Annotated in this window: 16 protein-coding genes, 2 tRNA genes and 1 riboswitch; of the genes, 9 read left to right on the top strand and 9 right to left on the bottom strand. The window is 72.5% G+C overall.

From position 1 onward, the window contains the following. Positions 1-43: 43 nt before the first annotated feature. Positions 44-116 (top strand) — tRNA-Lys (locus CP983_RS22610). A 104-nt stretch (positions 117-220) separates the two neighbouring features. On the opposite strand, the gene CP983_RS22615 is transcribed toward CP983_RS22610, so the two are convergent. Then, positions 221-1255 carry a GAF domain-containing protein gene (locus CP983_RS22615; protein WP_150501408.1) on the bottom strand — a complete coding sequence of 345 codons (1035 nt, stop codon included), beginning with the start codon at positions 1253-1255 and terminating at the stop codon, positions 221-223. A 180-nt stretch (positions 1256-1435) separates the two neighbouring features. Here CP983_RS22615 and CP983_RS22620 point away from each other — a divergent pair, with 180 nt between their 5' ends. Next, positions 1436-2215: an MBL fold metallo-hydrolase gene (locus CP983_RS22620; RefSeq protein ID WP_150501410.1), complete on the top strand. Its 780-nt coding sequence runs from the start codon at positions 1436-1438 to the stop codon at positions 2213-2215. A gap of 43 nt (positions 2216-2258) precedes the next feature. On the opposite strand, the gene CP983_RS22625 is transcribed toward CP983_RS22620, so the two are convergent. Together CP983_RS22625 and CP983_RS22630 are read right to left on the bottom strand one after the other, a co-directional pair. Beyond that, the gene (locus tag CP983_RS22625; RefSeq protein ID WP_150501412.1) at positions 2259-2900 is read right to left on the bottom strand and encodes a GTP cyclohydrolase II; all 642 of its coding nucleotides are present in this window, start codon (positions 2898-2900) and stop codon (positions 2259-2261) included. A gap of 112 nt (positions 2901-3012) precedes the next feature. Then, positions 3013-3528 carry a MarR family winged helix-turn-helix transcriptional regulator gene (locus CP983_RS22630; protein WP_030960273.1) on the bottom strand — a complete coding sequence of 172 codons (516 nt, stop codon included), beginning with the start codon at positions 3526-3528 and terminating at the stop codon, positions 3013-3015. A 67-nt stretch (positions 3529-3595) separates the two neighbouring features. Between CP983_RS22630 and CP983_RS22635 the strand changes: the two genes are divergently transcribed. From CP983_RS22635 to CP983_RS22650, 4 genes are all read left to right on the top strand, one after another. Beyond that, positions 3596-4729, top strand: a complete 1134-nt coding sequence (locus CP983_RS22635; protein WP_150501414.1) for a dihydrofolate reductase family protein — start codon at positions 3596-3598, stop codon at positions 4727-4729. Between the two features lie 112 nt (positions 4730-4841). Next, a tRNA-Met gene (locus CP983_RS22640) sits at positions 4842-4915 on the top strand. A gap of 102 nt (positions 4916-5017) precedes the next feature. After that, positions 5018-6103, top strand: a complete 1086-nt coding sequence (locus CP983_RS22645; protein WP_150501415.1) for a PP2C family protein-serine/threonine phosphatase — start codon at positions 5018-5020, stop codon at positions 6101-6103. A 233-nt stretch (positions 6104-6336) separates the two neighbouring features. Further along, positions 6337-6494: riboswitch (cyclic di-AMP (ydaO/yuaA leader) on the top strand. A gap of 11 nt (positions 6495-6505) precedes the next feature. Next, a complete protein-coding gene (locus tag CP983_RS22650) occupies positions 6506-7531 on the top strand; it encodes a M23 family metallopeptidase (RefSeq protein WP_107909491.1) in 1026 nt (341 codons plus the stop codon). 125 nt (positions 7532-7656) lie between these two features. Here CP983_RS22650 and CP983_RS22655 read toward each other — a convergent pair whose 3' ends face one another. The 4 genes from CP983_RS22655 to CP983_RS22670 all read right to left on the bottom strand — a co-directional run bounded on the left by CP983_RS22655 (position 7657) and on the right by CP983_RS22670 (position 12925). After that, positions 7657-9006, bottom strand: a complete 1350-nt coding sequence (locus CP983_RS22655) for a PrsW family intramembrane metalloprotease (RefSeq protein ID WP_150501417.1) — start codon at positions 9004-9006, stop codon at positions 7657-7659. Positions 9007-9130: 124 nt separating this feature from the next. Further along, entirely contained in the window at positions 9131-9985 is an 855-nt protein-coding gene (gene trmB / locus CP983_RS22660; protein WP_150501419.1) for a tRNA (guanosine(46)-N7)-methyltransferase TrmB, read from the bottom strand. 38 nt (positions 9986-10023) lie between these two features. Then, the gene (gene lhgO, locus CP983_RS22665) at positions 10024-11232 is read right to left on the bottom strand and encodes an L-2-hydroxyglutarate oxidase (protein WP_229915114.1); all 1209 of its coding nucleotides are present in this window, start codon (positions 11230-11232) and stop codon (positions 10024-10026) included. A 268-nt stretch (positions 11233-11500) separates the two neighbouring features. After that, on the bottom strand, positions 11501-12925 hold the full coding sequence (locus CP983_RS22670; protein WP_107909487.1) for an NsdA family TPR-like regulatory protein: 1425 nt from the start codon (positions 12923-12925) through the stop codon (positions 11501-11503). 759 nt (positions 12926-13684) lie between these two features. Between CP983_RS22670 and CP983_RS22675 the strand changes: the two genes are divergently transcribed. Next, positions 13685-15778 carry an asparagine synthase-related protein gene (locus tag CP983_RS22675; RefSeq protein ID WP_150501421.1) on the top strand — a complete coding sequence of 698 codons (2094 nt, stop codon included), beginning with the start codon at positions 13685-13687 and terminating at the stop codon, positions 15776-15778. 54 nt (positions 15779-15832) lie between these two features. Further along, positions 15833-19171 carry an AfsR/SARP family transcriptional regulator gene (locus tag CP983_RS22680; protein WP_150501423.1) on the top strand — a complete coding sequence of 1113 codons (3339 nt, stop codon included), beginning with the start codon at positions 15833-15835 and terminating at the stop codon, positions 19169-19171. Positions 19172-19250: 79 nt separating this feature from the next. Here the strand turns inward: CP983_RS22680 and CP983_RS22685 are convergent, their stop codons facing one another. Further along, entirely contained in the window at positions 19251-21191 is a 1941-nt protein-coding gene (locus CP983_RS22685) for a sigma-70 family RNA polymerase sigma factor (RefSeq protein ID WP_150501425.1), read from the bottom strand. A gap of 309 nt (positions 21192-21500) precedes the next feature. Continuing rightward, entirely contained in the window at positions 21501-22280 is a 780-nt protein-coding gene (locus CP983_RS22690) for a TetR/AcrR family transcriptional regulator (protein WP_107909483.1), read from the bottom strand. A gap of 384 nt (positions 22281-22664) precedes the next feature. On the opposite strand from CP983_RS22690, the gene CP983_RS22695 reads away from it, so the two are divergent. Then, a complete protein-coding gene (locus CP983_RS22695; RefSeq protein ID WP_150501427.1) occupies positions 22665-24044 on the top strand; it encodes an NAD(P)/FAD-dependent oxidoreductase in 1380 nt (459 codons plus the stop codon). Positions 24045-24215: the final 171 nt, after the last annotated feature.

A 24215-nucleotide genomic window follows, 5' to 3' on the forward strand; every position in this document is an offset into this window, starting at 1 on the left:
GACACGGCCACGTCCGGCTATGCTCGTGGGGGCAACATCGCCTGGGCCCTTAGCTCAATTGGCAGAGCAGTGGACTTTTAATCCATTGGTTGTGGGTTCGAGTCCCACAGGGCCTACCGGTTGTTGGCGGGGATCGGTCCCCTCTGACCTGCTGTGCGGCGCCCGGGTCGGCTTCGGTCGACTCGGGCGCTGACTTGTTTTCAGAAAGCCTTGACGGCCGCTACGCCGGGTCGACCGCCCGGTGCCGGTGTCCGTTGAGGTCGGGCTGGATCTCCATGGTGAAGGCCGCGTCCTGGTGCGTGCCCTCCCAGCCGCGCCAGACGTGAATGTGGACGGGCCTCGCCTCGCCGGTGCGGTGGATGTTCCACTCGGCCCTCAGGTCCCGGGCGACCAGGGCCGCGGCGTACTCGGCGTCGTGGTCCGGGTGGTCGGTGGTGATCCGTCCGCGCCACTGGTCGGGGTGGATGCCGTAGGTGCGGCATCCGCCGGGTCCGTACGGCTCGTCGACCCGGTACACCCACTGCGTCACGCCGTTAGTGCTCCCCCTCTGCTCGAGAAGCGGGCGGCGCCGATCGAGAACGGTGCCGTTGTGCGGATGACCGGCCGTGTCGGGGACGATCAGGTGCCGTGCGATGACTTCACCCGCCAGTTGCCCGTAGAGCTCCATGATCTGGAGGTCCTGGTCGGACGGCCGGCCGGGCTGCGACATGTGCGTCGAGATCATCCCCAGCAGCCGACCGGTGTGATCGACCAGCGGCGTGGACTGGACCGAGCGGACACCGGAGGCGCGGAAGACCCCCTGGTGGGGGGTGAGGCCCTGGTCGTCGCGGACGTCGGCCGTGACCGCCTGGGCGCCCTGCCGGGCAGCCCGTCCGCAGACGGAGTGGCTGTCGTGGACCACCGCGAAGTGGTCGAGGAACTCGTCGCCGAAGCCGGACTGGGTGACCAGAACCAGCGAGTCGTCGCGAGGATCCACGACCTGGATGTTTCCGAACTCGGCGTCCAGCAGTTCCATCGCGGCTTCGGTGACCCGCGGCAGCAGGGCAGGCAGCTCGGGGATGTCCCGCAGCTCCTCGGCCGCGTCCTGGAGGGTCTTGAGGGCGGGCGGTTCATCGAGGCTGAAGGCGACCCACGCGGCGAGCTGATCGGCCCTGTGCGCGGCCGTGACCTTGTGCGCCGGCCGTGCCGGCGACGTAGACGTGTAGGAGGCCGTCACATGATCCAGCGACCCCATGAGGTTGTGGGAAGGGTCCATGCGCACCACACCTCAATCCCGTACCTTTTGTGACGATTGTATGCCTCTGTCGCCGACCTGGACAGAGGTGTCCGCCGGTGCCGTTCTGGCTTCTCACGTTTTTGGTTGCGTCTATCCGTGAGGTGTGACTAACTGTCCCTCACGGATACATTCCTTCTCAACCGTGAGGTCTGACTGTCGATGGTTGCCGAGAGCAGTGCCAGTGAGCAGGTTCCCGTCCGGGTGTTCGGTGGTCCGACGGCCCTTTTCGAGTACGGCGGGCTGCGGGTTCTGACCGATCCCACGTTCGACGCCCCCGGTGACTACCCGCTGGGTGGTGGCCGGGCCCTGACCAAGACGGCGGCCTCGGCCGGGTCGGTCGACGACCTCGGACGTATCGACGTGGTGCTGCTGTCGCACGACGAGCACCCGGACAACCTCGACGTCTCCGGGCGGGCGCTGCTCGCCGACGTGCCGCTCACGCTGACCACGCCGAGCGGGGCGAAGCGGCTCGGCGGGGCCGCTCGGGGGCTCGCGGACTGGGAGTCGGTGGAGGTGGAGCGGCCCGGCGGGGGCGTCGTCACCGTGACCGGGGTGCCCGCGCTGCACGGGCCGGGGGAGCGGGCGGAGCTCGAAGCGGTCGTCGGCCAGGTCGTCGGGTTCGTGCTGACCGGGGACGGGCTGCCCACCGTCTATGTCAGCGGGGACAACGCCCAGCTCGGGCCGGTCAGGGAGGTCGCCGAGCGGTTCGGGCCGGTGGACCTCGCCGTGCTGTTCGCCGGTGCCGCCCGCACCCCCGCCCTCGACCGGCAGCTGCTCACCCTCGACAGCGACCGGGCCGCCGAGGCCGCCCGCATCCTCGACGCGCGGCGGATAGTCCCGGTTCACTTCGACAGCTGGGCCCACTTCACGGAAGGGCGGGAGGAGTTGGAGGCCGCCTTCACGGCCGCGGGGCTGCGCGAGCGCGTGCAGTGGGGGTGAGGGGCGACAGGGGTGCTCGGCCCGCGAGGATCGGCAGGGGCGTTCAGCCCGCGCTGACCTTCGACAGGTCGCCCAGCGGCAGCGTGTGCTGGGTCTGGAGGACCTTCGCGCGCAGGTAGCGGACGTTGTCCGGGGTGGCGAAGACGCCGGTGGGCACGCGGCCCTGGACCTCGACGCCGAGGGCGCGCAGCTGCTCCGCCTTGTCGGGGTTGTTGGAGAGCAGGTCCAGCTCGCCGATGCCGAGGGCGGCCAGCATCTGGGCGGCGGCCGTGTAGTCGCGGGCGTCCTCCGGGAGGCCGAGGGCGGCGTTCGCGGCGTAGGTGTCGAGGCCCTCGTCCTGGAGGGCGTACGCGTCGAGCTTGTTGTAGAGCCCGATGCCGCGGCCCTCCTGGCGCAGGTACAGCAGCACGCCGCCGCGCTCCGCGATGCGCTCGACGGCCTCGCGCAGCTGGGGTCCGCAGTCGCAGCGCGCCGAGCCGAAGACGTCGCCGGTCAGGCACTCGGAGTGCAGACGGACCAGCGGGGTGGCGCCGGGGGCCGGGTTGCCGAGGACGACGGCCACGTGCTCCAGGCCGTCGGCCAGGCCGTGGAAGGTGACGAGTTCGGCGTCGGCGCGGTAGCCGTCCTGGAAGCGCAGCGGGACCCGGACACGGGCGCGCTGGGTGGCGGCGGTGAAGTCGGGCATGCGGGTTCTCCGGGTTCCGTACATGGATGTCTGCTTCAGATTTGAAGCAGCTCCTCAGGTTCAGGACCCTACCCCATGCTTTAAATTTGAATCAACAGGATTGTCGTCCGGCTCACGAACAGGACTTGGCCGAGCGCCGCCGCCAGGGCACGTCGTCCCCGGTGGTGTTCGCCGCGTCGCCCTGGAAGCCCTCGGTGACCGTCGAGAAGATCTCCTCCAGCTGCCCGACCTGCTCCGGGCTCAGCCGGTCGAAGAGCACCGACCGCACGGTCTCGACATGCCCCGGCGCCGCGCCCTCCAGGACCGTCATGCCCTCGTCGGTGAGCGCCGCGATGCTGCCGCGCTTGTCCCAGCGGCAGTTCTCGCGCAGCACCAGGCCGTCCTTCTCCAGCCGGGTGACGGCGTACGTCAGCCGGCTGCGGGTGATCTTCAGCCGTTCCGCGAGATCGGTCATCCGAAGCCGGCGTTCCGGGGACTCGGACAGGGTGGACAGGATGGAGTAGTACATGTGAGGCATGCCGGCCTCCTGCTGGAGCTGCCGGTCCAGCGCGTCCTCCACCAGGTGGACGGCGCCGATGTACGCGCGCCAGGCGCGCTGCTCCTCGGGGGTGAGCCAGCGAGTCGTCATGCCACCAGTGTAGGTTTGTTTCAAACTTGAACCAAGATCGCAGTCTGTCGAGCCGGAGAGCGCGCCGATGCCGTCGTACCCCTACGTCCTGCTGTCCGCCGCCGTCTCCCTGGACGGCTACCTCGACGACACCGCTCCCGAGCGCCTGCTGCTGTCCAGCCCGGCCGACTTCGACCGGGTCGACGAGGTCCGCGCGTCGGTGGACGCCATCCTGATCGGCGCCGGCACGATCCGGGCGGACAACCCGCGGCTGCTGGTGAACTCGGCCGAGCGGCGGGCCGCGCGGGTGGCGGCGGGCAAGCCGGAGTACCCGCTGAAGGTCACGGTGAGCGCGTCCGGCGAGCTGGACGCGGCGGCGAACTTCTGGCACACCGGCGGGGACAAGATCGTCTACACGACGGAGAAGGGCGCGGAGCGGCTGCGCCGGGAGCCGGTCGCGGCGGACGTCGTCGCGCTGGGGCCCGAGCTGGACTGGCGGGCCCTGCTGGCACATCTGCGCGAGGTGCGCGGCGTCGAGCGGCTGATGGTCGAGGGCGGCGGCACCATCCACACCCAGCTGATGACACAGGGGCTGGCGGACGAGTTGCAGCTGGTGCTGGCGCCGCTGTTCGTGGGCGACCCCGAGGCGCCGCGGCTGTTCGGGCCGGGCGGCTACCAGGGCGGCCGGCTGCGGCTGCTGGAGTCGCGCCCGATCGAGGACGTCGTACTGATGCGCTACGCGCCGACGGCACCCGGCACCGGCACCCTCCCCTGTGCCGCGGACCGGCACTGGCTGGCGCTGGCGTGCGAGCTGGCGGAGCGGTGCCCGCCGTCGGAGACGGCCTTCAGCGTCGGCGCGGTGGTCGTCGCGGCCGACGGGACCGAGCTGGCGCGCGGGTACTCCCGGGAGGGCGGCGATCCGGTGGTGCACGCGGAGGAGGCGGCACTGGCGAAGATCGCGGACGGGGATCCGAGGCTCGCGGCCGCCACGGTGTACAGCAGCCTGGAGCCGTGCACGCACCGCTCGTCCCGGCCGGTGCCCTGCGCGCGGCTGATCCTCCGGGCGGGGGCGAGCCGGGTGGTGACGGCCTGGCGGGAGCCGGACACCTTCGTGGCGGGGGCCGACGGGAGCGGGATGCTGGCGGCGCAGGGCGTGGACGTCCTGGTGCTGCCGGAGCACGAGGAGCGCGCCAAGGCGCCCAACGCCCACCTGCTGCCCTGAGCGCCCGGGTGTGACACGGCCCGCACTGATGCCCGAAAAGTCCTGGTCAGGGCGGCGCCCCGGAAAGTCGTGTGCTTCGGGTCCCGCGGATGGCGTACTATTGAGTCATCGCCGCGGGGTGGAGCAGCTCGGTAGCTCGCTGGGCTCATAACCCAGAGGTCGCAGGTTCAAATCCTGTCCCCGCTACTGAAGGCTCAGGGCCGGAACTGATTCAGTTCCGGCCCTGAGTGTTTTCCCGGTCGGCTCTCAGCGCTCGCTCCCCACCGCCGCTTCGGCAACCCTGGTGAGGTGGAGGAAGGGCGGATCACATACGTGCGCCGGTTCGTCCGGTCGCTCCCCGCCCTGCTGATCGCGCTCGGAGCCGCGTACGACTTCGCCACCCCCCTCGACTTCACCGGCGCCCCCTTCCTCACTGCCGCGCCCCTGGTCGCCGCTCCCCTCTACTCCCAGCGCGGCACGATCCTCACGGGCGTCGCCGCCGTTCTCGTACTGCTGGTGCTCCGCATCCTGCGCGGCGGACTGCACAAGGCGGAGGCGGTCACCGAGCTGGTGACCGTGATCGTCGTCTCCGTGCTCGCCGTCCTCGTCAACCTCCTCGTCCGGCGCGGCCAGGAGCGCCTCGCCTCCGTCCGCGAGATCGCCGAGGCCGCCCAGCGCGCCGTACTGCCGGAGCCGGCCGAGCGGATCGGCGGCTTCCAGATCGCCGCGCGCTACGAGGCGGCGCAGGAGGGCGCCTCCATCGGCGGGGACCTGTACGCGGTGCAGGACACTCCGCACGGCGTCCGGCTGATCGTCGGGGACGTGCGGGGCAAGGGCATGGGCGCGGTCGGGGCCGTGGCCGTCGTGATCGGCGCCTTCCGGGAGGCCGCGGAGCAGGAGGTCACGCTGGAGGCGGTCGCGCAGAGGCTGGAGCGGGCGCTGGCGCGCGAGCGCACCCGGAGCGAGGGGATCGAGGCCCGCGAGGGGTTCACCACCGTCGTGCTCGCCGAACTGCCGCACGGCGACGCCGTCGTGCGCCTGGTCAACCGCGGGCATCCCGCACCGCTGCTGCTGTACGCCGACGGCACCATACGCCCGCTGCCCGCCACCGAGCCCGCCCTGCCGCTCGGCATGGGCGAGCTCGGCACCTGGCCCGACCGGGCCGACGAGGCCGGCTTCCCGGGCGGGGCCACGCTGCTGCTGTACACCGACGGGCTGTCCGAGGCGCGGGACGCCGGCGGGCGGTTCTACGACCCCGGGACGGGCCTCGCGGGACGCGCGGAGGTGCTGCGCGAACCGGGTGCGTTGCTCGGTGTGCTTTCGGTGGAGGTGCGACGTCACTCCGGTGGAGGGATGGCGGACGACATGGCGCTCATCGCCGTGCGCCGACCCTGATCGTCGTCACCGGGGGTGATCGGACGACAGCCCTCCGCATAACAACTGACACACCGTCAATACCTATGTGGCCTCTGAGGTTTGGCCAACTCGCCCGATTTAGGCCGCTCGTGACCCGTAAGTCCGGGCGAAAATCGTTAATGATCAAGAGGAACAGCTTGGAATCCGCACCTCGCGTCTATTAACGTTCGATAACGCAGCGCGGTCGTCCCAGCCGTCACAAGAGGCGGCTCCGTGCGCACGCGCCGAGTCCCGCAAGGGAGCCGGGGAACCACCACCCTGGGGTGAATCGCGCGAATATCGCCGGGAAGTCACGGTTGATATACGCGCGTAGGAGACCTTCCTGCTCCGAACCCGTCAGCTAACCCGGTAGGCGAGAAGGAAGGAAAGGAGTACGCCCACGTGGCGTCCAACCGGCCTGCTCCGCAAGCCCCGTTCGTGCCGAGTCAACGCGACACCGACACCTTCGGCTACGACCGTCTCCGCACCGACGAGGGCCCGTTCGAGGAGTGGAACCCGACCGCGGAGTCCATTCGTCCCGTTCGTGGCAGGCACCGCGTCTCCAAGCAGCGTGGCGGGGGACTCGCCCGCAGCTCCACGGTTCTCGGCGTCGGCGTCATAGCCGCCGTCGGCGCGGGCGGCATGGCCAGCGCGAACAGCGGCAAGCCGCCGGTCGCCATCACCATGCCCGACCTGCCGCTGATCTCCGACGACTCCTCCGAGCCCGCCGACGACGCGGCCACCGCGTTCAGCACGATGGGCGAGACCACCGAGCAGACCGCGCAGGGCACCTCGGACGCCGGTGAGGCGCTGCGCAGCCGGATCATCGCCCAGGCCGAGCTCCAGCAGGACCAGATCGACAACAAGGCCGCCGCCGCTGCCGTCGCCGCCGCCCAGAAGGAGGCCGCCGACGCGGCCGCCAAGGCGGAGAAGGAGGCCAAGGCCAAGGCCGCCGCCGCGAAGGCCGCCGCCGAGGAGGAGGCCCGCAAGAAGGCCGAGGCCGAGCGCCTCGCCGAGCTGGCCAAGCAGTACACGCTGCCGACCTCCTCGTACACGATCACCTCGACGTTCGGTCAGGCCGGCGCCTACTGGTCCTCCGGGTACCACACGGGCCTCGACTTCGCCGCCCCCACCGGGACGCTGATCAAGGCGATCCACTCCGGCACGGTCACCTTCGCCGGCTGGGACGGCTCCTACGGCTACAAGACCGAGATCACCCTCGACGACGGCACCGAGCTCTGGTTCGCGCACCAGTCCTCGATCAGCGTCAGCGTGGGCCAGAAGGTCAACACGGGCGACGTCATCGGCCGCGTCGGCGCCACGGGCAACGTCACCGGTGCCCACCTCCACCTCGAGGTGCACCCCGGCGGCAGCACCAGCGGCATCGACCCGATGGCCTGGCTCCAGGGCAAGGGCCTCACCCCCTGACCCACCCCCGAGACGGGTATCGCGTCTGATCCCCGGCGGTCCTGGCGACGACCCCCCGACGCCAGGACCGCCGGTTTTCGGCATGTCCGAAAGAGTCCGTCAACGCCCCCGGTACGCCGGCCCGGTCACGTCCGGTACGGGTTGTACGCGGGGTACGGCGCCGGGCCGTACATCGGCCCCTCGACCTGGCCGTAGGACTGCCAGTAGACCGGCATCGGCGCCACGTGCGGGTGGCCGTAACCGTGCTCGTGCCCCCGCCAGGACTGTGCGGCGGCCGCGTGCTCCAGGGCAGGGCGGGCGAACTCCCGGCGGTGCCACAGCGCGTGCAGCAGCTCCTGCTCCCGTACGACGAAGTCGGCGCCGGCCCGGCCGCGGCGGCCCCGGTGCCGCAGGAACGCCAGCGAGGTGGCGTAGGCCTCGTACTGCGCCACGGTCCGCGCCGCCGTCCGTCCGCCGTGCCGGCGCGCGTACTGCCGCGCCACCCGCCGTTCCCGCATCGAGCCCAGCGCGAACGGTTCGCCCGGCGAGAGCCAGCCGGCGACGACATAAGCGGGCAGTTCCTCGCGCACGGTGCGCAGCTCGCGCTGCCGGGTCCAGATCACCAGCCAGGTCAGCAGCCCGAACGCGGGCACCATGAGCGTCGCGTACACGGCGAAGAAGCCGTACTCGCCGAAGGCCGAGGAGCCGTTCCACATGGCGTGCATGCCCATGGCGAGCAGTAGGCCGAGGAGCGGGAGCAGGACGCGGCGCACATGCTGGCGGTCGCCCGACAGCGCGGCGATGCCGAAGCCGATGCCGGTCAGGACCGTGAAGAGCGGGTGCGCGAAGGGCGACATGATGACGCGGACGAAGAAGGTCGCCGCCGTCACGGAGGCGATGCCGCGGTCGCCGGTGAGCTGGTCGGTACCGAAGGCGGTACCCAGATAGAGGATGTTCTCGGTGAAGGCGAAGCCGGTGGCGGTGACGCCGGCTATCACCACGCCGTCGACGATGCCGGTGAAGTCCCGGCGGCGGAACAGGAAGACCAGCAGTACGGCCGCCGCCTTCGCGAGCTCCTCCACGACGGGCGCTATGACGGTCGCGCCCAGGGTGTCCGCGTGCGACGGGTCGGCCGTCGCGGTCGCTATCCATCTGGTCGCGAAGCTGTTGGCGACGATCGCTATCAGCGCCGCCGCGCAGGCGCCCCAGGCGAACGAGAACAGCAGATTGCGCCAGGGGCCGGGCTCGACCCGGTCCAGCCAGCGGAAGGACGCCACCAGCAGCGGCACGGGCAGCACGGCGAGCCCGAGTCCGACCAGGAACCCCTCGGTGCCGGTCTGCTCACGCACCAGCGCGAGGATGACAAGGCCGGAGAGCGCGAGGAGGGTGCTGAGCGCGCCGTAGCGCACCCATCGCCTCTGCCACCAGTGCGCGTGCCGCAGTGCGCCGCCGGTGGGACCGGTGGGGTGCGTCGGGTACGGGGGACAGGTGGCCACGGCATTGACCCTAACGAGGCAGGGGCGCCGCCCGCAGCAGCGCGAGGGGGGCTCGGGCGCCGGTGGGGGGTTGCTGTCGGTGCTGCTGTCGATGTTCTCGTCGGTGCTGTTCTTCCCGCTGCTCCTACCGCTGTACGCGGCTGAAGAGCAGGTCGTTCACCACATGACCCTTGTCCAGTCCCTGGCCCTCGAAACGGGTCAGCGGCCGGAACTCGGGACGGGGCGCGAAACCGCCGTCGGGGGCGGTGTTCTCGAAGTCGGGATGAACGGTCAGCACTTCGAGCATCTGTTCGGCGTACGGCTCCCAGTCGGTGGCGCAGTGCAGCAGTGCGCCGGGTCGCAGCCGGGCCGCGGCGAGGCTGAGGAACTCGGGCTGGATGAGGCGCCGCTTGTGGTGCCGCTTCTTGGGCCAGGGGTCCGGGAAGTAGACGCGCAGCCCGTCGAGGGCGTCCGGCTCCAGCATCTCCCGCAGCAGGATGATGGCGTCGCCGTTGCCCACGCGGACGTTGCCGAGGCCGTGGTGGTCGGCGAGGTTGAGGAGGTTGCCCTGCCCCGGGGTGTGGACGTCGACGGCGAGGATGTTGGTGCCGGGGTCGCCGGCGGCCATCTGCGCGGTGGCCTCGCCCATGCCGAAGCCGATCTCCAGGACGACGGGGTTGTCGTTCCCGAACAGTTCGGCCAGGTCGACGACGCGCTGCCCGTCGATGTCCAGGCCCCATTTGGGCCACAGTCGCTGCAACGCGTCCGCCTGGCCCGCGGTCACCCGGCTGCGGCGCGGCTGGAAGCTGCGGATCCGCCGCTCGAAGTGCGACCCGGCCGGATCGGCCTTGGGCCCGTCCGGGAACCGCGGCTCACCCTTGGCCCGGGTGTGCCGGACGGAGACCCCGGGGACATGACCGACGCCCTCTTCACCGGTTCCGGGCTGAGCCGGGGCGGTGGCGGGCTGGGGGGCTTCGGAGGCGTTGAGGGAGTCAGACACAGTGGGGTCGATTTTACGGGGAGCGGGACACCCCCGGTTCACACCGAGCCCAGCACCGCCAGCGCCCTGCGGGCCACCTCCCGGCCGATCGGCAGCGAAGCCGTCGCCGCGGGGCTCGGGGCGTTCAGTACGTGCACCGCCCGGGGCCCCTCGCTGATCAGGAAGTCGTCCACCAGTGACCCGTCCCGCAGCACCGCCTGCGCCCGCACCCCCGCGGCCGAGGGCACCAGGTCGTCCGACGTCACCGCGGGCAGCAGTCTGCGCACCGCCACCGTGAACGCCGCCTTGGACACCGACCGCCGCAGCTCCCCGGCGCCGTACCGCCAGTGCCGGCGCGCCATCCGCCAGGATCCCGGCCAGGCCAGCGTCGTCCCTACCTCCCTGGGCCGTACGACGCCCCAGTCGTAGCCCTCGCGGGCCAGCGCCGGCACCGCGTTGGGGCCGATGTGCACGCCGCCGTCGATGCCGCGCGTGAGATGCACGCCGAGGAAGGGGAACGCCGGGTCCGGCACCGGATACACCAGCCCCCGCACCAGCTCGGGCCGCGCCAGGGAGTAGTACTCCCCCCGGAACGGCACGATCCGCACCTCCGGCTCGTCCCCCGTCAGCCGGGCCACCTCGTCGCAGTACAGCCCGGCGCAGTTCACCAGGACCCGGCCCCGCACGACGTCCCCGTCGGTCGTGCGCACGGCGACTCCGAGGTCCGCCCGCCGGTCGATGTACTCGACCTGTGCGCCGTACCTGATCTCGGCCCCCGAGCCCTCGGCCAGCTGCCGGGCGACCCCGACGAAGTCGCACACGCCCGTCGACCCGACATGTATGGCGGCTAGGCCGCGCACCTCGGGTTCGTACTCCGTGATCTCGCGGGACCGCAGCTCCCGGACCGGAATGCCGTTCTCCCGGCCGCGCTGCACCAGGGCGTGCAGGCGGGGCAGCTCCTCGCGCTCGGTCGCGACGATCAGCTTGCCGGTGACGGCGTGCGCGATGCCGTACTCCGCGCAGAACTTGACCATCTCGGCGGCGCCCCGCACCGCGTACTGCGCCTTGAGGGATCCCGGCCGGTAGTAGATCCCGCTGTGGATGACCCCGCTGTTGCGTCCCGTCTGGTGCCGGGCCGGTCCCGGTTCCTTCTCCAGCACGGTCACCCGGGTGCCCGGCGCCGCCCGCGTGATCGCGTACGCCGTGGCCAGCCCGACGATGCCACCGCCGACCACGAGCACGTCACAGTCGTAAGCGATCGCCCGCACCTGCCCCACCTCCCGGTTCCGATAATGCACTGCGCCACTGACAGTGCGGTCAAACCCACGCAACGCCGCGCTCCGCCCGCGGTGCCGGCGCTCGTGCCCCCGGCGAGGCGATTCCCGGTGATCACGGGGGAGAACCTTGGGCAAGGCCGGGAATTCCGGCCATTCGCCTGCCTCGAATCGGCCACGGGAAGTTCACGCGCAGCCCGCAGCAGGGCAGCACGAAGGGCGGCCCGGGCATGCCGGGCCGCCGGTCCTCCGGGCGGGACACCTAGGCCGGCGCCATGAGCAGCGGCCGTGCCCGCTCCCGCAGCTCCACGACCCGCGGCTCGTCGCCGTAGGGCTCCAGGCGGTGCAGCAGGTCCTTCACGTACTCCGTGGTGCGCGCGGACGATATCCGCCCCGCGACCTCCACCGCCCGTACGCCCTGCTCGCAGGCCGCGTCGAGGTTGCCCGACTCCAGCTCGGCGACCGCGGAGACCACCAGCCGCAGCCCGTGCGAGCGCACGAACTCCTCCGTCGGCTTCGACAGGGCCTGCTCGGTGAACCGCCGTACCTGGCGCGGTGCCTTCAGGTCCCGGTAGCACTCCGCGGCGTCCGCGGCGAAGCGGTCGTAGGAGTAGAAGCCGAGCCAGGACGGGTCGTTGTCGCCCTCCCGGGAGCGCTCCAGCCAGCCCTCCGCCGCCTTCAGGGCGGCGCCGGCCGCCTGCGCGTCATTGGCGCGCGCGTGTGCGCGTGCCTCGACGAGACGGAAGAAGCTCATGGTGCGGGCCGTGGCCAGCCCCCGGTTGCGTTCCAGCGCGGCCTGCGCGAGGTCGACGCCCTCGTCGCCGAAGCCCCGGTAGGTCGCCTGGAGCGACATCGACGCGAGGACGTACCCGCCGAGGGGTACGTCGGCCGCCGCGCGGGCGAGCCGCAGCGCCTGGATGTAGTACCGCTGCGCGGCCTCCTGCTGCCCGGTGTCGAAGGCCATCCACCCGGCGAGACGGGTCAGCTCGGCACTCGCGCCGAACAGGGCCCGGCCCACCTCGTCCGAGTACGAGCCGAGCAGCAGCGGTGCCGCCTCCACCCGTAAGCACTCGGGCACCATGGACGAACGCCAGTCGCCGCCTCCGTACTTGGAGTCCCAGCGCCTGGCGTCCTCGGCGGCCTCCCGCAGCTTCTGCACATCGCTGTGGCCGACTTTGAGCGGTGCGCCGGAACCCTCGGAAGGGTTCACCTCGCGCGCGACCGAACTGTCGGCCGGGGTTATCAGCCACCGTGAGGCGGGCGTTGCGTATGCGCTCACCGCGAACGATCCGGCGAGCGACTGCCAGATGCCGCCGGATCCCGCGCGGCGGCCGGCGAGGTCGAGACGGTAGAGCTCCGTCGCCGACTTCACCGCCTGTCCGACGTCACGGGGGAAGGCGAGGCCCACTTCGGGTGCGGGGTCCGCGTCCGCCAGGCCGATCTCGTGGAGCGGCACGGGGCGGCCGAGCTTCTGGCCGATCGCGGCGGCGATGAGGTGCGGCGCGGCGCCCTGCGGCACCATGCCCTTCGACACCCAGCGCGCCACCGAGGTCTTGTCGTAGCGAAGAGTCAGGCCCCGCTGAGCGCCAAGGTCGTTGACGCGCCGAGCGAGTCCTGCGTTGCTGATTCCCGCGAGGGCGAGAACGGCGCCGAGCTTTTCGTTCGGCCCGCGTTGCTCCCTGGACATGCGCCACCCCTCGACACAGACGGCTGCCGCGCTGGCATAACCACGCGGCATTCGTAAACCCAGCGTAGTTCGCCGCATCCCAAGCGTTAAGGGGCATTCTTCCGGATGGCGGGATTGTGGTCCGTACTCAAGTGCGCACCCCCTACGCACAGTTGTGACGTGCCCCCACCGTGTGGCCGTGCGCCCGTCCGTGCGCTCTTCTCCAGCCATCCGGGGAGCGGTTCCATGGCTCTTGCGTGGGTCGGCCCGCTGTACTGGATCCAGTGGGCTGGGGGATTCCGCCGCCTACATCCCCGCGGGCGGCGGAACGGTCCGGGGGGCGCACTCCGTTCCCCGGACTGCGCACGCGGCGAGCACGGCGAGTAGTGCGGAGGGCTTGCACGGAGCGTGCGTGAGCCTGTCCCTGCGACGCTGATTTGGCCGAAAATCGACCCCGCCTTTCGCGGGTGATTGCCCCTCCTACCATGGCAGTTGAGGGCGCGAAGGAAGTTTTTGGGGAGCGTATCGGGGGCGCATTCGCGCCGCGGAATTGCTCGATCCTGTCGCTCCGCACACGTGGACCGCGTGCTCTCGCGCGCGTGGATCCCCTTGCCCCGTGCGGGTGTTCAGAGCGCGTGCCGGCCGCCGAGCGGGCGCCTGCCCAGGCCCGATCGCCGGATCCCGACCTGCTCCGCCGCCGCTCCGGCACGCTTTCTTCATGGCAGCATGGTGAACCGGTTCGTACGGTGCACTGGTTGTCCACAGCCTGTGGAGGCGTCCATGCGGTGGTTGGTGGGATGGAGCAGCACCGCCGCGGTGGCCGCCGGAATCGGCTCCGCCGGGGCGACCGGAGGCGACGGCGAGACCGTGCACCCGGTGGGGTCCCAACTCCTGTGGGGCGACCCCGATCCGCTGTGGGCGGTTGGCGACTGGCGCCCCGACGAGGTCCGCGTGGTGAAGGCCGACGCGCAGAACCGGATCGCCGTCCTCGGCACCTGCGGGGCGAGCGACGAACAGCTCCGCCTCGGCCTGTTCGCCGCGCGCGGAGGGGCACTTCGCCATCTGACGGCCTGGTCGGGCAGCTACACGGCCGTCGTCCAGGTCGGCCGCCGGCTCATGGTGTGCGGCGACCTGGCGGGCGCCCGGCCGGTGTTCTACACCCCTTGGGCGGGCGGTACGGCCTACGCGACCGCCGCGCTCCCGCTCGCCGACCTCATCGAGGCCAACCTCGACTTCGGACACCTCGCCGCCCTGCTGGCCGCCCCCGACGTACCGGCCGCCCTGCACGACTCCACCCCGTACGACGGCGTACGGCGCATCCCGCCGGGGCATGCGCTCATCCTGCGCGCCGGAGCACGCGAGATCGCCGGGTACGAGCCCGTCGCCTCGCTCGCGGTCGCGGCACCGCCGGCCGACCCGGACAGCGCGGTGGACGACGTCCGCGACGCCCTGGTGGAGGCGGTACGCGCGCGTCTGTCGGCGCCGCGCCACGTCCCCGACATCGACCCCGGCCCGGTGCCGGGGATGGGGCCGGCCGAGCGGCGGGCCGCGCGCGGGATGCCGGTTCCGGGCATCGGCGCCGACCTGTCCGGCGGCCCCGCGTCGGCCACCCTGGCACTGCTGGCCGCAGGCCTCCCGGGCATGCCGGGCACGGTGCTGGGCCACGGCACGGGCGCGGGCGAACGCCTCCTGGCGGTCACCTTCAACGACCTCGCGGTCGGCGGCCGGGAGGCGGAACTGGAACGGGCGGGCGCGCTCGCGGCCAACCCGCGCCTGCACCACGTGGTGGTGGCCGGCGGCGAGGAGACACTGCCGTACGCCGACCTGGACGGCCCGCTGACCGACGAGCCCGGCCCGAGCCTGGTGACGGCGGCCCGGCACCGCGCCCGCCTCGCGTCCGGCAGCGCCGACCACTTCACCGGCTACGGCGCCCGCCAGGTCCTGGACGCCCACCCGGCCCGTCTCGCCGACCTCCTGATGGACCGCAAACGACGCCACCTGGTGCGCCCGGTCGCGGCCCTGGCGAAGGCCGACGGCTCGGTGCTGGTCCCCGCGCGCGTGTACGGCGCGGCACGGAAGCTGGCCCGGACCCCGTACCGGACGGGACTGGAGTCGCTCGCCGACCGTCTGATGGAACGCCGCTTCGACGAGCCCGGAGGGGCCGTCGGGGCCTCTCTCGCCGCGCTCACCTGGGCCAGACCGGGCCCCGCGGCCCGCTGGCTGACCGGGGAGGCACTGGCTGAAGTATCGGTTCGCCTGCAAGCGTCGACGAGCCGCAACGGAGTGGGTCCGGGCCGGCGTCCCGGCGATCACCGCGCGCGTGCGGCCCTCGCCCGGTACGCCTCCGACATCCGGATCCTCGAACAGGCCGCCGAGATCCGCTCCCAGCGCCTGCACACGCCGTTCCTCGACAACCAGGTCGTCCGTGCCTGCCGGGCCCTGCCGGAGGCCCTGCGCGTGCAGCCCGGCGCCCGCGCGGCGATCCTGCGCACGGTCCTGGAGGGAGCCGGCGTCGCCGACCTCCCGCTCGGCTGGGGCGTCCCCTCCCACGCCCCGGCGGCGGTGGCGGCCCGCACCGGCCTGAGGGTGGCCACCGACTCCCTGATGAACCTCTTCGGCACCCCCCTCCTCGCCCAAGCGGGCCTGGTGGAGGCCCGAGTCGTCCGCAAGGCCCTCCGCGCGGCGGCCGAGGGCGAGCCCCTCCCCCTGGACGGCCTCGCCGACCTCGTCTCCCTCGAACTCTGGCTCCACCGGCTGCTGGCCCGCCGAGGCACCTGCTGGACGGGAACCCCGGCCCGGCAGCGCGCAGTACCGGCGGGGATCACACCGCAGCGGGGAGCGTTGGGGGCGGGGGCCGGCGGCCGGCGCGTGTAGGGGAGGGCGGTGGGGCGCCTCGCCCCACCCGGCCGCCCCCGCGACAATGACCCGGTGCGGTACAGAATCCTGGGCGTCACCCAGGCCGAGGACGACCAGGGCACCGTCATACCCGTCGGCGGCCCGCGCCTGCGTGCCCTGCTCACCGCCCTGGCCCTGCGCCCGGGTCACCTCACCACCCCCGACACCCTGATCGACGATGTCTGGGCCGGCACCCCGCCCCAGGACGCTCCCGCCGCCCTCCAGGCCCTCGTCGCCCGCCTGCGCCGCACCCTCGGCAAGGACACCGTCACCTCGGCCCCCGGCGGCTACCGCCTCACCGCGACGAGGGACGACGTGGACCTCTTCGTCTTCGAACGCCTCGTCCACGAGGGCACGACGGCCCTCGCCCAGGACGACCCGGCCACCGCCGCCCACACCCTCACCACGGCCCTCGCCCTGTGGCGCGGCCAGGCCCTCGCCGACCTCCCCGACCGCACCGCCGCCGCCTCCCGCCCGGAAGCCCTGCGCCTGGAGGCGACCCGCACCCGCATGGAGGCGGACCTGCGCCGGGGCCACGCCCACAACGCCGTACCCGAACTGCGGGAACTGACCGCGACGTACCCGTACGACGAACCCCTGCACGCCCTGCTCATCCGCGCCCTGCGCGACACGTCCCGCCAGGCCGACGCCCTCGCCGCGTACGAGACGGCCCGCCGAGCCCTGGCCGACGGCCTCGGCACCGACCCGGGGCCCCGGCTCCGGGCCTTGCACGCCGAACTCCTGTCGCCGGCGTCCGTCGACACGTCCCCCGAGGCGCCCCCCGGGGGAAACCCCGAACCACCCACCCCTTACCGGGCCCACCCCGAACGCACCGGCAACCTCCGTCCGCGCCTTACCTCTTTCGTGGGCAGGGAACTCGAACTCGACGCCATCCGTTCCGAATTGCACAGGGCTCGACTGGTCACGCTCACCGGACCGGGCGGCTCCGGAAAGACCCGTCTCGCCGAGGAGGCCGCCACCGGCGTCCCCCAGGCATGGCTCGTCGAGCTCGCCCCGCTCGACCGGCCGGAGGCGGTGCCAGGCGCGGTGGTCAACGCACTCGGTCTGCGCCACACCGTGCTCCTGACCAACGAGCTGTCGGCCCAGCAGGACGACCCGCTCGCCCTGTTGATCGAGTACTGCGCGGCCCGCAGCCAACTCCTGATCCTTGACAACTGCGAACATGTCGTCGGCGCCGCGGCCACCCTCGCCGAGACCCTCCTCACCCGCTGCCCGGGCCTCACGATCCTCGCCACCAGCCGTGAACCCCTGGGCATCCCCGGTGAGTCGGTCCGCCCGGTCGAACCCCTGCTCCCCGACCACGCGCACCGCCTCTTCGCGGACCGCGCGGCGGCCGTCCGCCCCGACGCCGCCACCGCGCTGCGCGCCGGCCGCGAGCAGGAGGCCGTCGCGGAGATCTGCCGCCGCCTCGACGGCCTGCCGCTCGCCATCGAGCTGGCGGCGGCCCGGCTGCGGCTGCTCACACCCCGGCAGATCGCCGACCGCCTCGACGACCGCTTCCGCCTCCTCACCTCCGGAAGCCGTACGGTCCTGCCCCGCCAGCAGACCCTGCGCGCGGTGGTCGACTGGTCCTGGGATCTGCTGGACGAGCCCGAGCGCACGGCCCTGCGCGAGATGTCCGTCTTCGCGGGCGGCTGGGACCTCACGGCGGCCGAGGCCGTGTGCACCGGACCGGTCGCGGAGGTCCTCGGCGCCCTCGTCGACAAGTCCCTGATCGTGGCCGCCCCGTACGAGCGCGATGGCTCCGACGGCATGCGCTACCGCATGCTGGAGACCATCCACGAGTACGCCGTGGAGCGCGCCGCCGAGCTCCCCGAGCTGCGGCTCGCGGCCGAGCGCCGGCATCGCGCGTGGGTGCGCGCGCTCGTGGAGGAGGCCGACCCGCTGCTGCGCTCCGCCGGCCAGCTCCCGTGGATCGCCCGCCTGGAGACCGAGCTGGACAACATCCGCGCGGCCCTCGACCGCGCGCTGACAGCGGGCGACGAACCGGGCGCCACCGCCATCTCCCTCGCCATGTGCTGGTTCTGGTGGCTGCGCAACTACCGCGTGGAGGGCGCGGCCTGGGCCGACCGGATCCTGCGCCTGTGCGCCACCCTGGACGCGGCAACCGCGGACCCCAGTGCCCGTCCCGCGTCCGACCTGGACGCCTTCCTCGCGGACCCGGAGGGACAGGCCCGCCACCCACGGCACACGCACCGGATGAACCTCCGCCTGCAACACCTGTTCCTCTCCATCGAGTTCGAACCGGTGGAGCACTGGCAGGACGAGCGTTGGTGGCCGTACATCGAGCGGGTCCGTGCCCACTTCGCGCGCGGCGGCCCCGAATCGGCCCGCATGCCGGGCATGGTCTGGCCGCTGACCCAGTACATCCTGGGCGACACCGTGAACACGGGGCCGGTCATGGACGCCGTACTGGCCAACTGCCGTGTGTACGGCGGCGACTGGGAGGTCGGCTGCATCCTGATGTTCCGCACGCACATGCTCGTCGACGCGCCGGGCGGCCTGGCGACCGTCGACGACGACCTCGCGGAGCTGCGGACCCTCAGCCGCCGGGCCGGCGACCGCTGGATGCGGGCTCAGGTCTCCAGCGCGGCCGGCGAGACGGCCATGTCACGCGGCCACTACGAGGAGGCCGAGGCCGAGTTCGAGGAGGCGCTGCGCCTCGCCCACGAGGTGGGCGCGTACGCCGAGACGCCGTTCCTCATCGCCCGGCTCGCGGAGATCGCCTACCGCGCGGGTGACCGTGAGGCCGCGCTGGCGGCGCTGGACGAGGCGGGCGCGGCGGCCGACCGGTACCGGGTGGCGGACTCACGGGCGTTCGTGCTGCTGATGCGGGCCCGGCTGGCGCTGGACGACAAGGACGCCGCACGCGCGCGTGAGCTGTGCGAGGCGGCCCGCGCGCAGACCGAGAGCGCCACGCTGCCGCCCCAGTTCCTGGTGCTGCTGAACATCGTCGACGCCCTGACGACGACGATGGAGTCGGGCCCGGAGCAGGGGCTGCCGCGCATGGCCGACACCCTGCGCCTGGCCGTGGAGAACCGCTGTGCCGACGTGATCACGGCGACCCTCGCGGACGCCGCGGCGGAACTGCTGACCCGGCTCGGCGACCCGGCGCGCGCGGTCCGTCTGCTCGCCGCCTCGGACCACTGGCGCGGCGACCAACCGCGCCGGATGCCGGAGAGCGAGTCCGTGGAGCGGGCGGAGGCCGACGCCCGGATGGCCCTGGGCGCCGAGCGGTTCACGGCCGAGTACGACCGGGGCCGGGCCCTCACCCACGACGAGGTCCTGGACGAGCTCGCCGAGGCCGTACATGACCTTCAGCCGTCCGCCGGGCCGACGCCGAAGCCGTAGACGCTGCCCAGGCCGTGGATCCTGCCGAAGCCGTGGATGCTGCCGAAGCCGTTGACCCTGCCGACCGGAACCAATCGCCCTACCGGCAGCTGAACTTCGACTCGGCCCAGTCCGCGAGCAGCAGGTTGTCGACGGTGCCGCGCGGCTCGACGACCAGCCGGACGGTCTCGCGCCCGGTGAGGTTCACCTGTACGGGCATCGCCGCGTCCCCGGCCTTGACGACAGGGGACTGCCACAGGCGCACGCCGTCGGCGTACACCGAGAAGGAGAACCTGCCGAGGCCGAGGTTCATGTCGTCGACGCCGACCAGTGCCTTGTACGCGGCGCACTGCCGGTTGAGGTCGATGGTGACGGAGGACCGGCCGTGCACGGTGACGCCGTGCGCGTACTGCTCGCCGCCGATCGACACGCCGCCGCGCTGCCACACCCAGCTGCTCTCGTACAGCCGCATCTCGGGCTCGCTGCCGTCACCGGCGAGGTCGTACGACAGCTCGCTCCACTGGTAGTCGGCCGGGGCCGGCGGTGGCGTCGGGGTGGGCGTGGGTGTCGGCGTCGGGGTCCGAGTCGGTGTCGGCGTGGGAGTGGGAGTCGGCTTCGGCGTGGGCGCAGGACTGGGCGAGCGCGTCGGGGTGGGGGTCGGTGTCGGTCTCGGGGCCGCCTCGGGCTCTGCGGCCGGGGCGGTCTCCGGGGGCCGCGGTGCGGGCTCCTGCTTCGGCGGCTTCGGGGTCGGCGTCTCCTCGACGACGGGGGAGGGGACGGGGGGCTGCTTGGCGTCGTTGTGCCGGGCCGGCTTGTCGTTGCCGGCCAGCGCGAGCACGATCGCCGCCGCGACGCCCACCGCCACCACACCGGCGGCGATCCCGGCCTTCAGCGGCGCGCCCAGCCCTTCGGAGGCCGCCGCACCGCCCCCGGCCCCACCGGACGAACCCCCGCTCGCGGCCCCGGCCCCGCCGGCCGCACCTGCACCCGCACCGCTCGACGAACCGCCGCTCGCCGCGGCGGCCGCTCCCGCGGCACCGGCCGCACCCGCCCCGGCGCCGCCGGCGATGAGCCCGGCCGCCTTGGCGTACCCGGCGACGCCGAACCAGCCGATGACCGCGACCGGCACGACGGCCGGGATACCGCTGGCGACTTCCTTGATCTGACCGGCGGCCAGCCGGCACTTGGCGCACTCCTCCAGGTGCTTGCGCAGCCCCCGCTCGGCACGGGTGCGCAGGCTGCCGCGGGCGTAGGCGCCGAGCCGGTCGGCGTAGCGGGAGCACTCCTCGTCGCCGGCGAGGCTGGCGCTGACATGGGCCTGGAGGTAGGCCTGCTTGAGTCCCTCGCGGGCGCGGCTGGCGAGCACGCGCGTGCCGTTGGCGTCGAGCCCGAAGAGCGTGGCGACCTCGCTCGGCGACTCGTCCTCGACCTCGGTGTGCCACAGCACGGCCTGCCAGCGCTCCGGCAGCGACCGGAAGGCCTGCATGGCCATCGACTGCTCGGCCTCGTGCATCGCGCGCACATCCGCGCCGAGGTCCAGGGTGTCCTCGGCGGACGCCACGGCCACCGCCGAGGACTGGGTGGCGAACACCGCGAAGTCGTCGACGAGCTGCTCGCGCCGCGCCGACCTCGTCCAGTCCGCGGCGGCCCGCCGGATCGAGGTGAGCAGATAGGCGCGTACGGCGTGCTCGGGCCCGGAACCGCCGCGTACCGCCTGGAGCATGCGGGCGAAGACCTCGGCGGTGAGGTCGTCCGCGGTGTGGGCGTCACGGCAGCAGGTGCGGGCGTACCGGCGCACCGCCTCCGCGTGACGCCGGTACAGCTCCTCGTAGGCGCTGTCGTCGCCGGAGCGCATCCGGCCGATCAGGTCGGCGTCGGACGGCGGCAGCTCGAGCGACGGTGGCAGCACGCCGTCCTGGCGCCGGTCGCGCTGGGCCGGGACGCCGCCCGGTGGCACGTCGGCGGGTCCGCCCTGGCTCGGCACCTGGGGAGTCGAGGACTCCCCGTCACCGCGTGACTCGTCCCACCCGTCAACGCTCATCGCGGAAAGCCCCCGCCGCCAGCTGCACCAGTCCCGGACACCGGGTCAGGGTGCCACATTGGCTTTTGGTCAGGACCCACTCGTACGGACATCCACCCGTCCGTGGGGACTTCCCGCAACCCAGTACTAGCCCCGCCCCCGCGGGGAAAGCTCAAGCAGCCGTCGGCGGGCCGGAGTTGAGGCCGGCACCCGAAATGCCCGGCATGTTCCCGAGGTGTGCGAGGCGAGGGCGGTGCGGCGCCCCGCCTCCCGGTCACCTCTTGCCGATCCGGCACCCCGTGGACGTCACGGTCGTGGCAGCGGCCCGGCTCACGCCTGGGGCCGCGACCGCAGACCCTCCAGCAGGATGTCCAGCAACCGCGCCGAGGCCGCCGCCTGCTGCGCCGCGTCGGGCAGCGAGGGCGCCGCCGTCGCGATCACCAGCAGTACGTCCGACACCGAGACGTCGGCCCGCAGCTCACCCGCCGCGCGCGCCCGCTCCACGAGCTGGCCCACCACGTCGAGCAGAGCCGCCGCACCCGCGTCGTCCGCCGGGTCGGCCGAGACCGCCGGCTGCTCGGGCACGAGCCGCAGCTCACCGGCGCCCGGCTGCATCCGCTGCTGCGGCACCCGCGCCTCGTCGAGCCCCGTGCCGTCCTCGGCGACGCCGACCCGCAGCACCTGCGGCGGCAGCAGCCGGCCCGCGCCCGAGGCCACCGACGTGCGAAGGAAGCGCGACAGCGCCGACCACGGCTCGTCCTCCTGGCCGAGCGCGGCACGCGCCTGGTCGGTCAGCCGGGAGGTCTCCTCCTCGGCTATCCGCCGCACCAGGACGTCCTTGCTCGGGAAGCGCCGGTACACCGTCCCGACGCCGACCCTCGCGCGCCGCGCCACGTCCTCCATCGGCGCGCCGTATCCCAGCTCGCCGAAGACCTCACGCGCCGCACGCAGTACGTGCTCCAGATTGCGCTGTGCGTCCACGCGCAGCGGCGCCGAACGCGGGCCGTCCCCGCGTCCGTTGCTCGCCGCCGCGCTCAACGTGCCGCCCACCGCTCCGCCGCCGTGGGTGATGGCGGTCGCGGAAGACCAACGAGAATCCTGAACATGCATAAGCGATCCCCCGGTAATGACGTCTCCCCCCGGAGACTCCCCGTCATTGCAAAAGCCGGAGCGTCGCGGAACATGCCCGGACCACGAGTCCGTTTCGTGTGACTCGTGGACCCGAAGAGCGCATCCCCCTACACCCCGTCGACATACGAACATAGTTGAGCGAGGGTCAATTCAGAAGGGGCAGGTTCCGCACGGAGCGCCCCTCGATCGGAGTACGGGCGGTTTACGTCCCCTTTGCGCCACCCGTGATCCCCCGGCGCACACCCATTGACCTGCGAAGACTCCGCGCACTCCGGCAATTCGGCCAAATCGTGGCCGCGTCGGCCGCCGGTCACACAAATTGTCGAGCCTGTGGACAAACGCAAGCGTCGGGTGCGTCATGGGATGGTGAAGGAACGTGCGCGCATTCTCGTTGTCGGCGGCGGCTACGTCGGGATGTACACGGCCCTGCGTCTCCAGCGGAGGCTGAAACCGGAACTCGGTCGGGGTGAAGCCGAGATCACCGTGGTCACTCCCGACCCGTACATGACCTATCAGCCGTTCCTGCCCGAAGCGGCGGCCGGCTCGATCTCGCCCCGCCATGTGGTCGTACCGCTGCGCCGCGTCCTGCCCGAGTGCCGGATCATCATCGGCGAGGCCACCGCCATCGACCACGCCAAGCGCACCGCCACCCTCACCACCCTCGCCACCGAGGAGGAGGGCACGGGCACCGAACAGCTGTCGTACGACGAACTCGTCCTCGCCCCCGGCTCCGTCTCGCGCACCCTGCCCATCCCCGGCCTCGCCGACCACGCCATCGGCTTCAAGACCGTCGAAGAGGCCATCGGCCTGCGCAACCACGTCATCGAGCAGATGGACATCGCCTCCTCCACCCGCGACCCCGAGATCCGCGACGCGGCCCTCACCTTCGTCTTCGTCGGCGGCGGCTACGCCGGTGTCGAAGCGCTCGGCGAACTGGAGGACATGGCCCGCTACGCCGCGCGCTACTACCACAACGTCCGGCCCGAGGACATGAAGTGGATCCTGGTCGAGGCCTCCGACCGGATCCTGCCCGAGGTCGGCGAGGACATGGGCCGCTACACCGTCACCGAACTGCGCCGCCGCAACATCGACGTACGCCTGCACACCCGCCTGGAGTCCTGCGCCGACCGTGTCGCCGTCCTCAGCGACGGGGCCCGCTTCCCCACTCGCACGGTCGTGTGGACGGCCGGCGTCAAACCCCACCCGGTCCTCGCGGCGAGCGACCTGCCACTCAATGCGCGCGGCAGGCTGAAATGCACCCCCGAGCTGACCGTCGACGGCACCACGCACGCGTGGGCCGCGGGCGACGCCGCCGCCGTCCCCGACGTCACGGCCGCCGAGCCCGGCACGGACTGCGCCCCGAACGCCCAGCACGCCGTGCGCCAGGCGAAGGTCCTCGGCGACAACATCGTCCACACCCTGCGCGGCGAACCCCTGGAGACGTACGCGCACAAGTACGCGGGCTCCGTCGCCTCCCTCGGCTTCCACAAGGGCGTCGCCCAGGTCTACGGCCGCAAGCTGAAGGGCTACCCTGCCTGGTTCATGCACCGCGTCTACCACCTGAGCAGGGTGCCGACCTTCAACCGCAAGGCCCGCGTCCTGGCCGAATGGACACTTTCGGGTCTGTTCAAGAGGGAGATCGTCTCCCTCGGTTCGCTCGAACATCCCCGAGCGGAGTTCGAACTCGCGGCCGGTGGAAAGCATCCACACAACCCGGGAGACGACACGAAGGGGTCGTCCTGACCGGACCCAGGAACTCCACCGACAGGGCAGGCGTCTGACGGGTGTCGGCCAGGTCGTCCGCACTGCCAGACTGATCCCGAACCGACCCCAGGACGGGCACCCGCCCGCCCTTCGCACCACGAGGCTCTCCCCACAGTGCCGCAACCCCGGGGTGCCGCCGCCCCGCAGACC

Origin of the sequence: Streptomyces chartreusis, assembly GCF_008704715.1 — a bacterium.
Lineage (GTDB): Bacteria > Actinomycetota > Actinomycetes > Streptomycetales > Streptomycetaceae > Streptomyces > Streptomyces chartreusis.

Excerpts from the sequence above, each read along its gene's own strand:
- CP983_RS22670 (WP_107909487.1), bottom strand. The coding sequence starts at position 12,925 with ATGTCCAGGGAGCAACGCGGGCCGAACGAAAAGCTCGGCGCCGTTCTC.
- CP983_RS22635 (WP_150501414.1), top strand. The coding sequence starts at position 3,596 with ATGCCGTCGTACCCCTACGTCCTGCTGTCCGCCGCCGTCTCCCTGGAC.
- CP983_RS22620 (WP_150501410.1), top strand. The coding sequence starts at position 1,436 with ATGGTTGCCGAGAGCAGTGCCAGTGAGCAGGTTCCCGTCCGGGTGTTC.
- CP983_RS22615 (WP_150501408.1), bottom strand. The coding sequence starts at position 1,255 with ATGGACCCTTCCCACAACCTCATGGGGTCGCTGGATCATGTGACGGCC.
- CP983_RS22695 (WP_150501427.1), top strand. The coding sequence starts at position 22,665 with ATGGTGAAGGAACGTGCGCGCATTCTCGTTGTCGGCGGCGGCTACGTC.
- CP983_RS22625 (WP_150501412.1), bottom strand. The coding sequence starts at position 2,900 with ATGCCCGACTTCACCGCCGCCACCCAGCGCGCCCGTGTCCGGGTCCCG.
- CP983_RS22630 (WP_030960273.1), bottom strand. The coding sequence starts at position 3,528 with ATGACGACTCGCTGGCTCACCCCCGAGGAGCAGCGCGCCTGGCGCGCG.
- CP983_RS22675 (WP_150501421.1), top strand. The coding sequence starts at position 13,685 with ATGCGGTGGTTGGTGGGATGGAGCAGCACCGCCGCGGTGGCCGCCGGA.
- CP983_RS22690 (WP_107909483.1), bottom strand. The coding sequence starts at position 22,280 with ATGCATGTTCAGGATTCTCGTTGGTCTTCCGCGACCGCCATCACCCAC.
- CP983_RS22685 (WP_150501425.1), bottom strand. The coding sequence starts at position 21,191 with ATGAGCGTTGACGGGTGGGACGAGTCACGCGGTGACGGGGAGTCCTCG.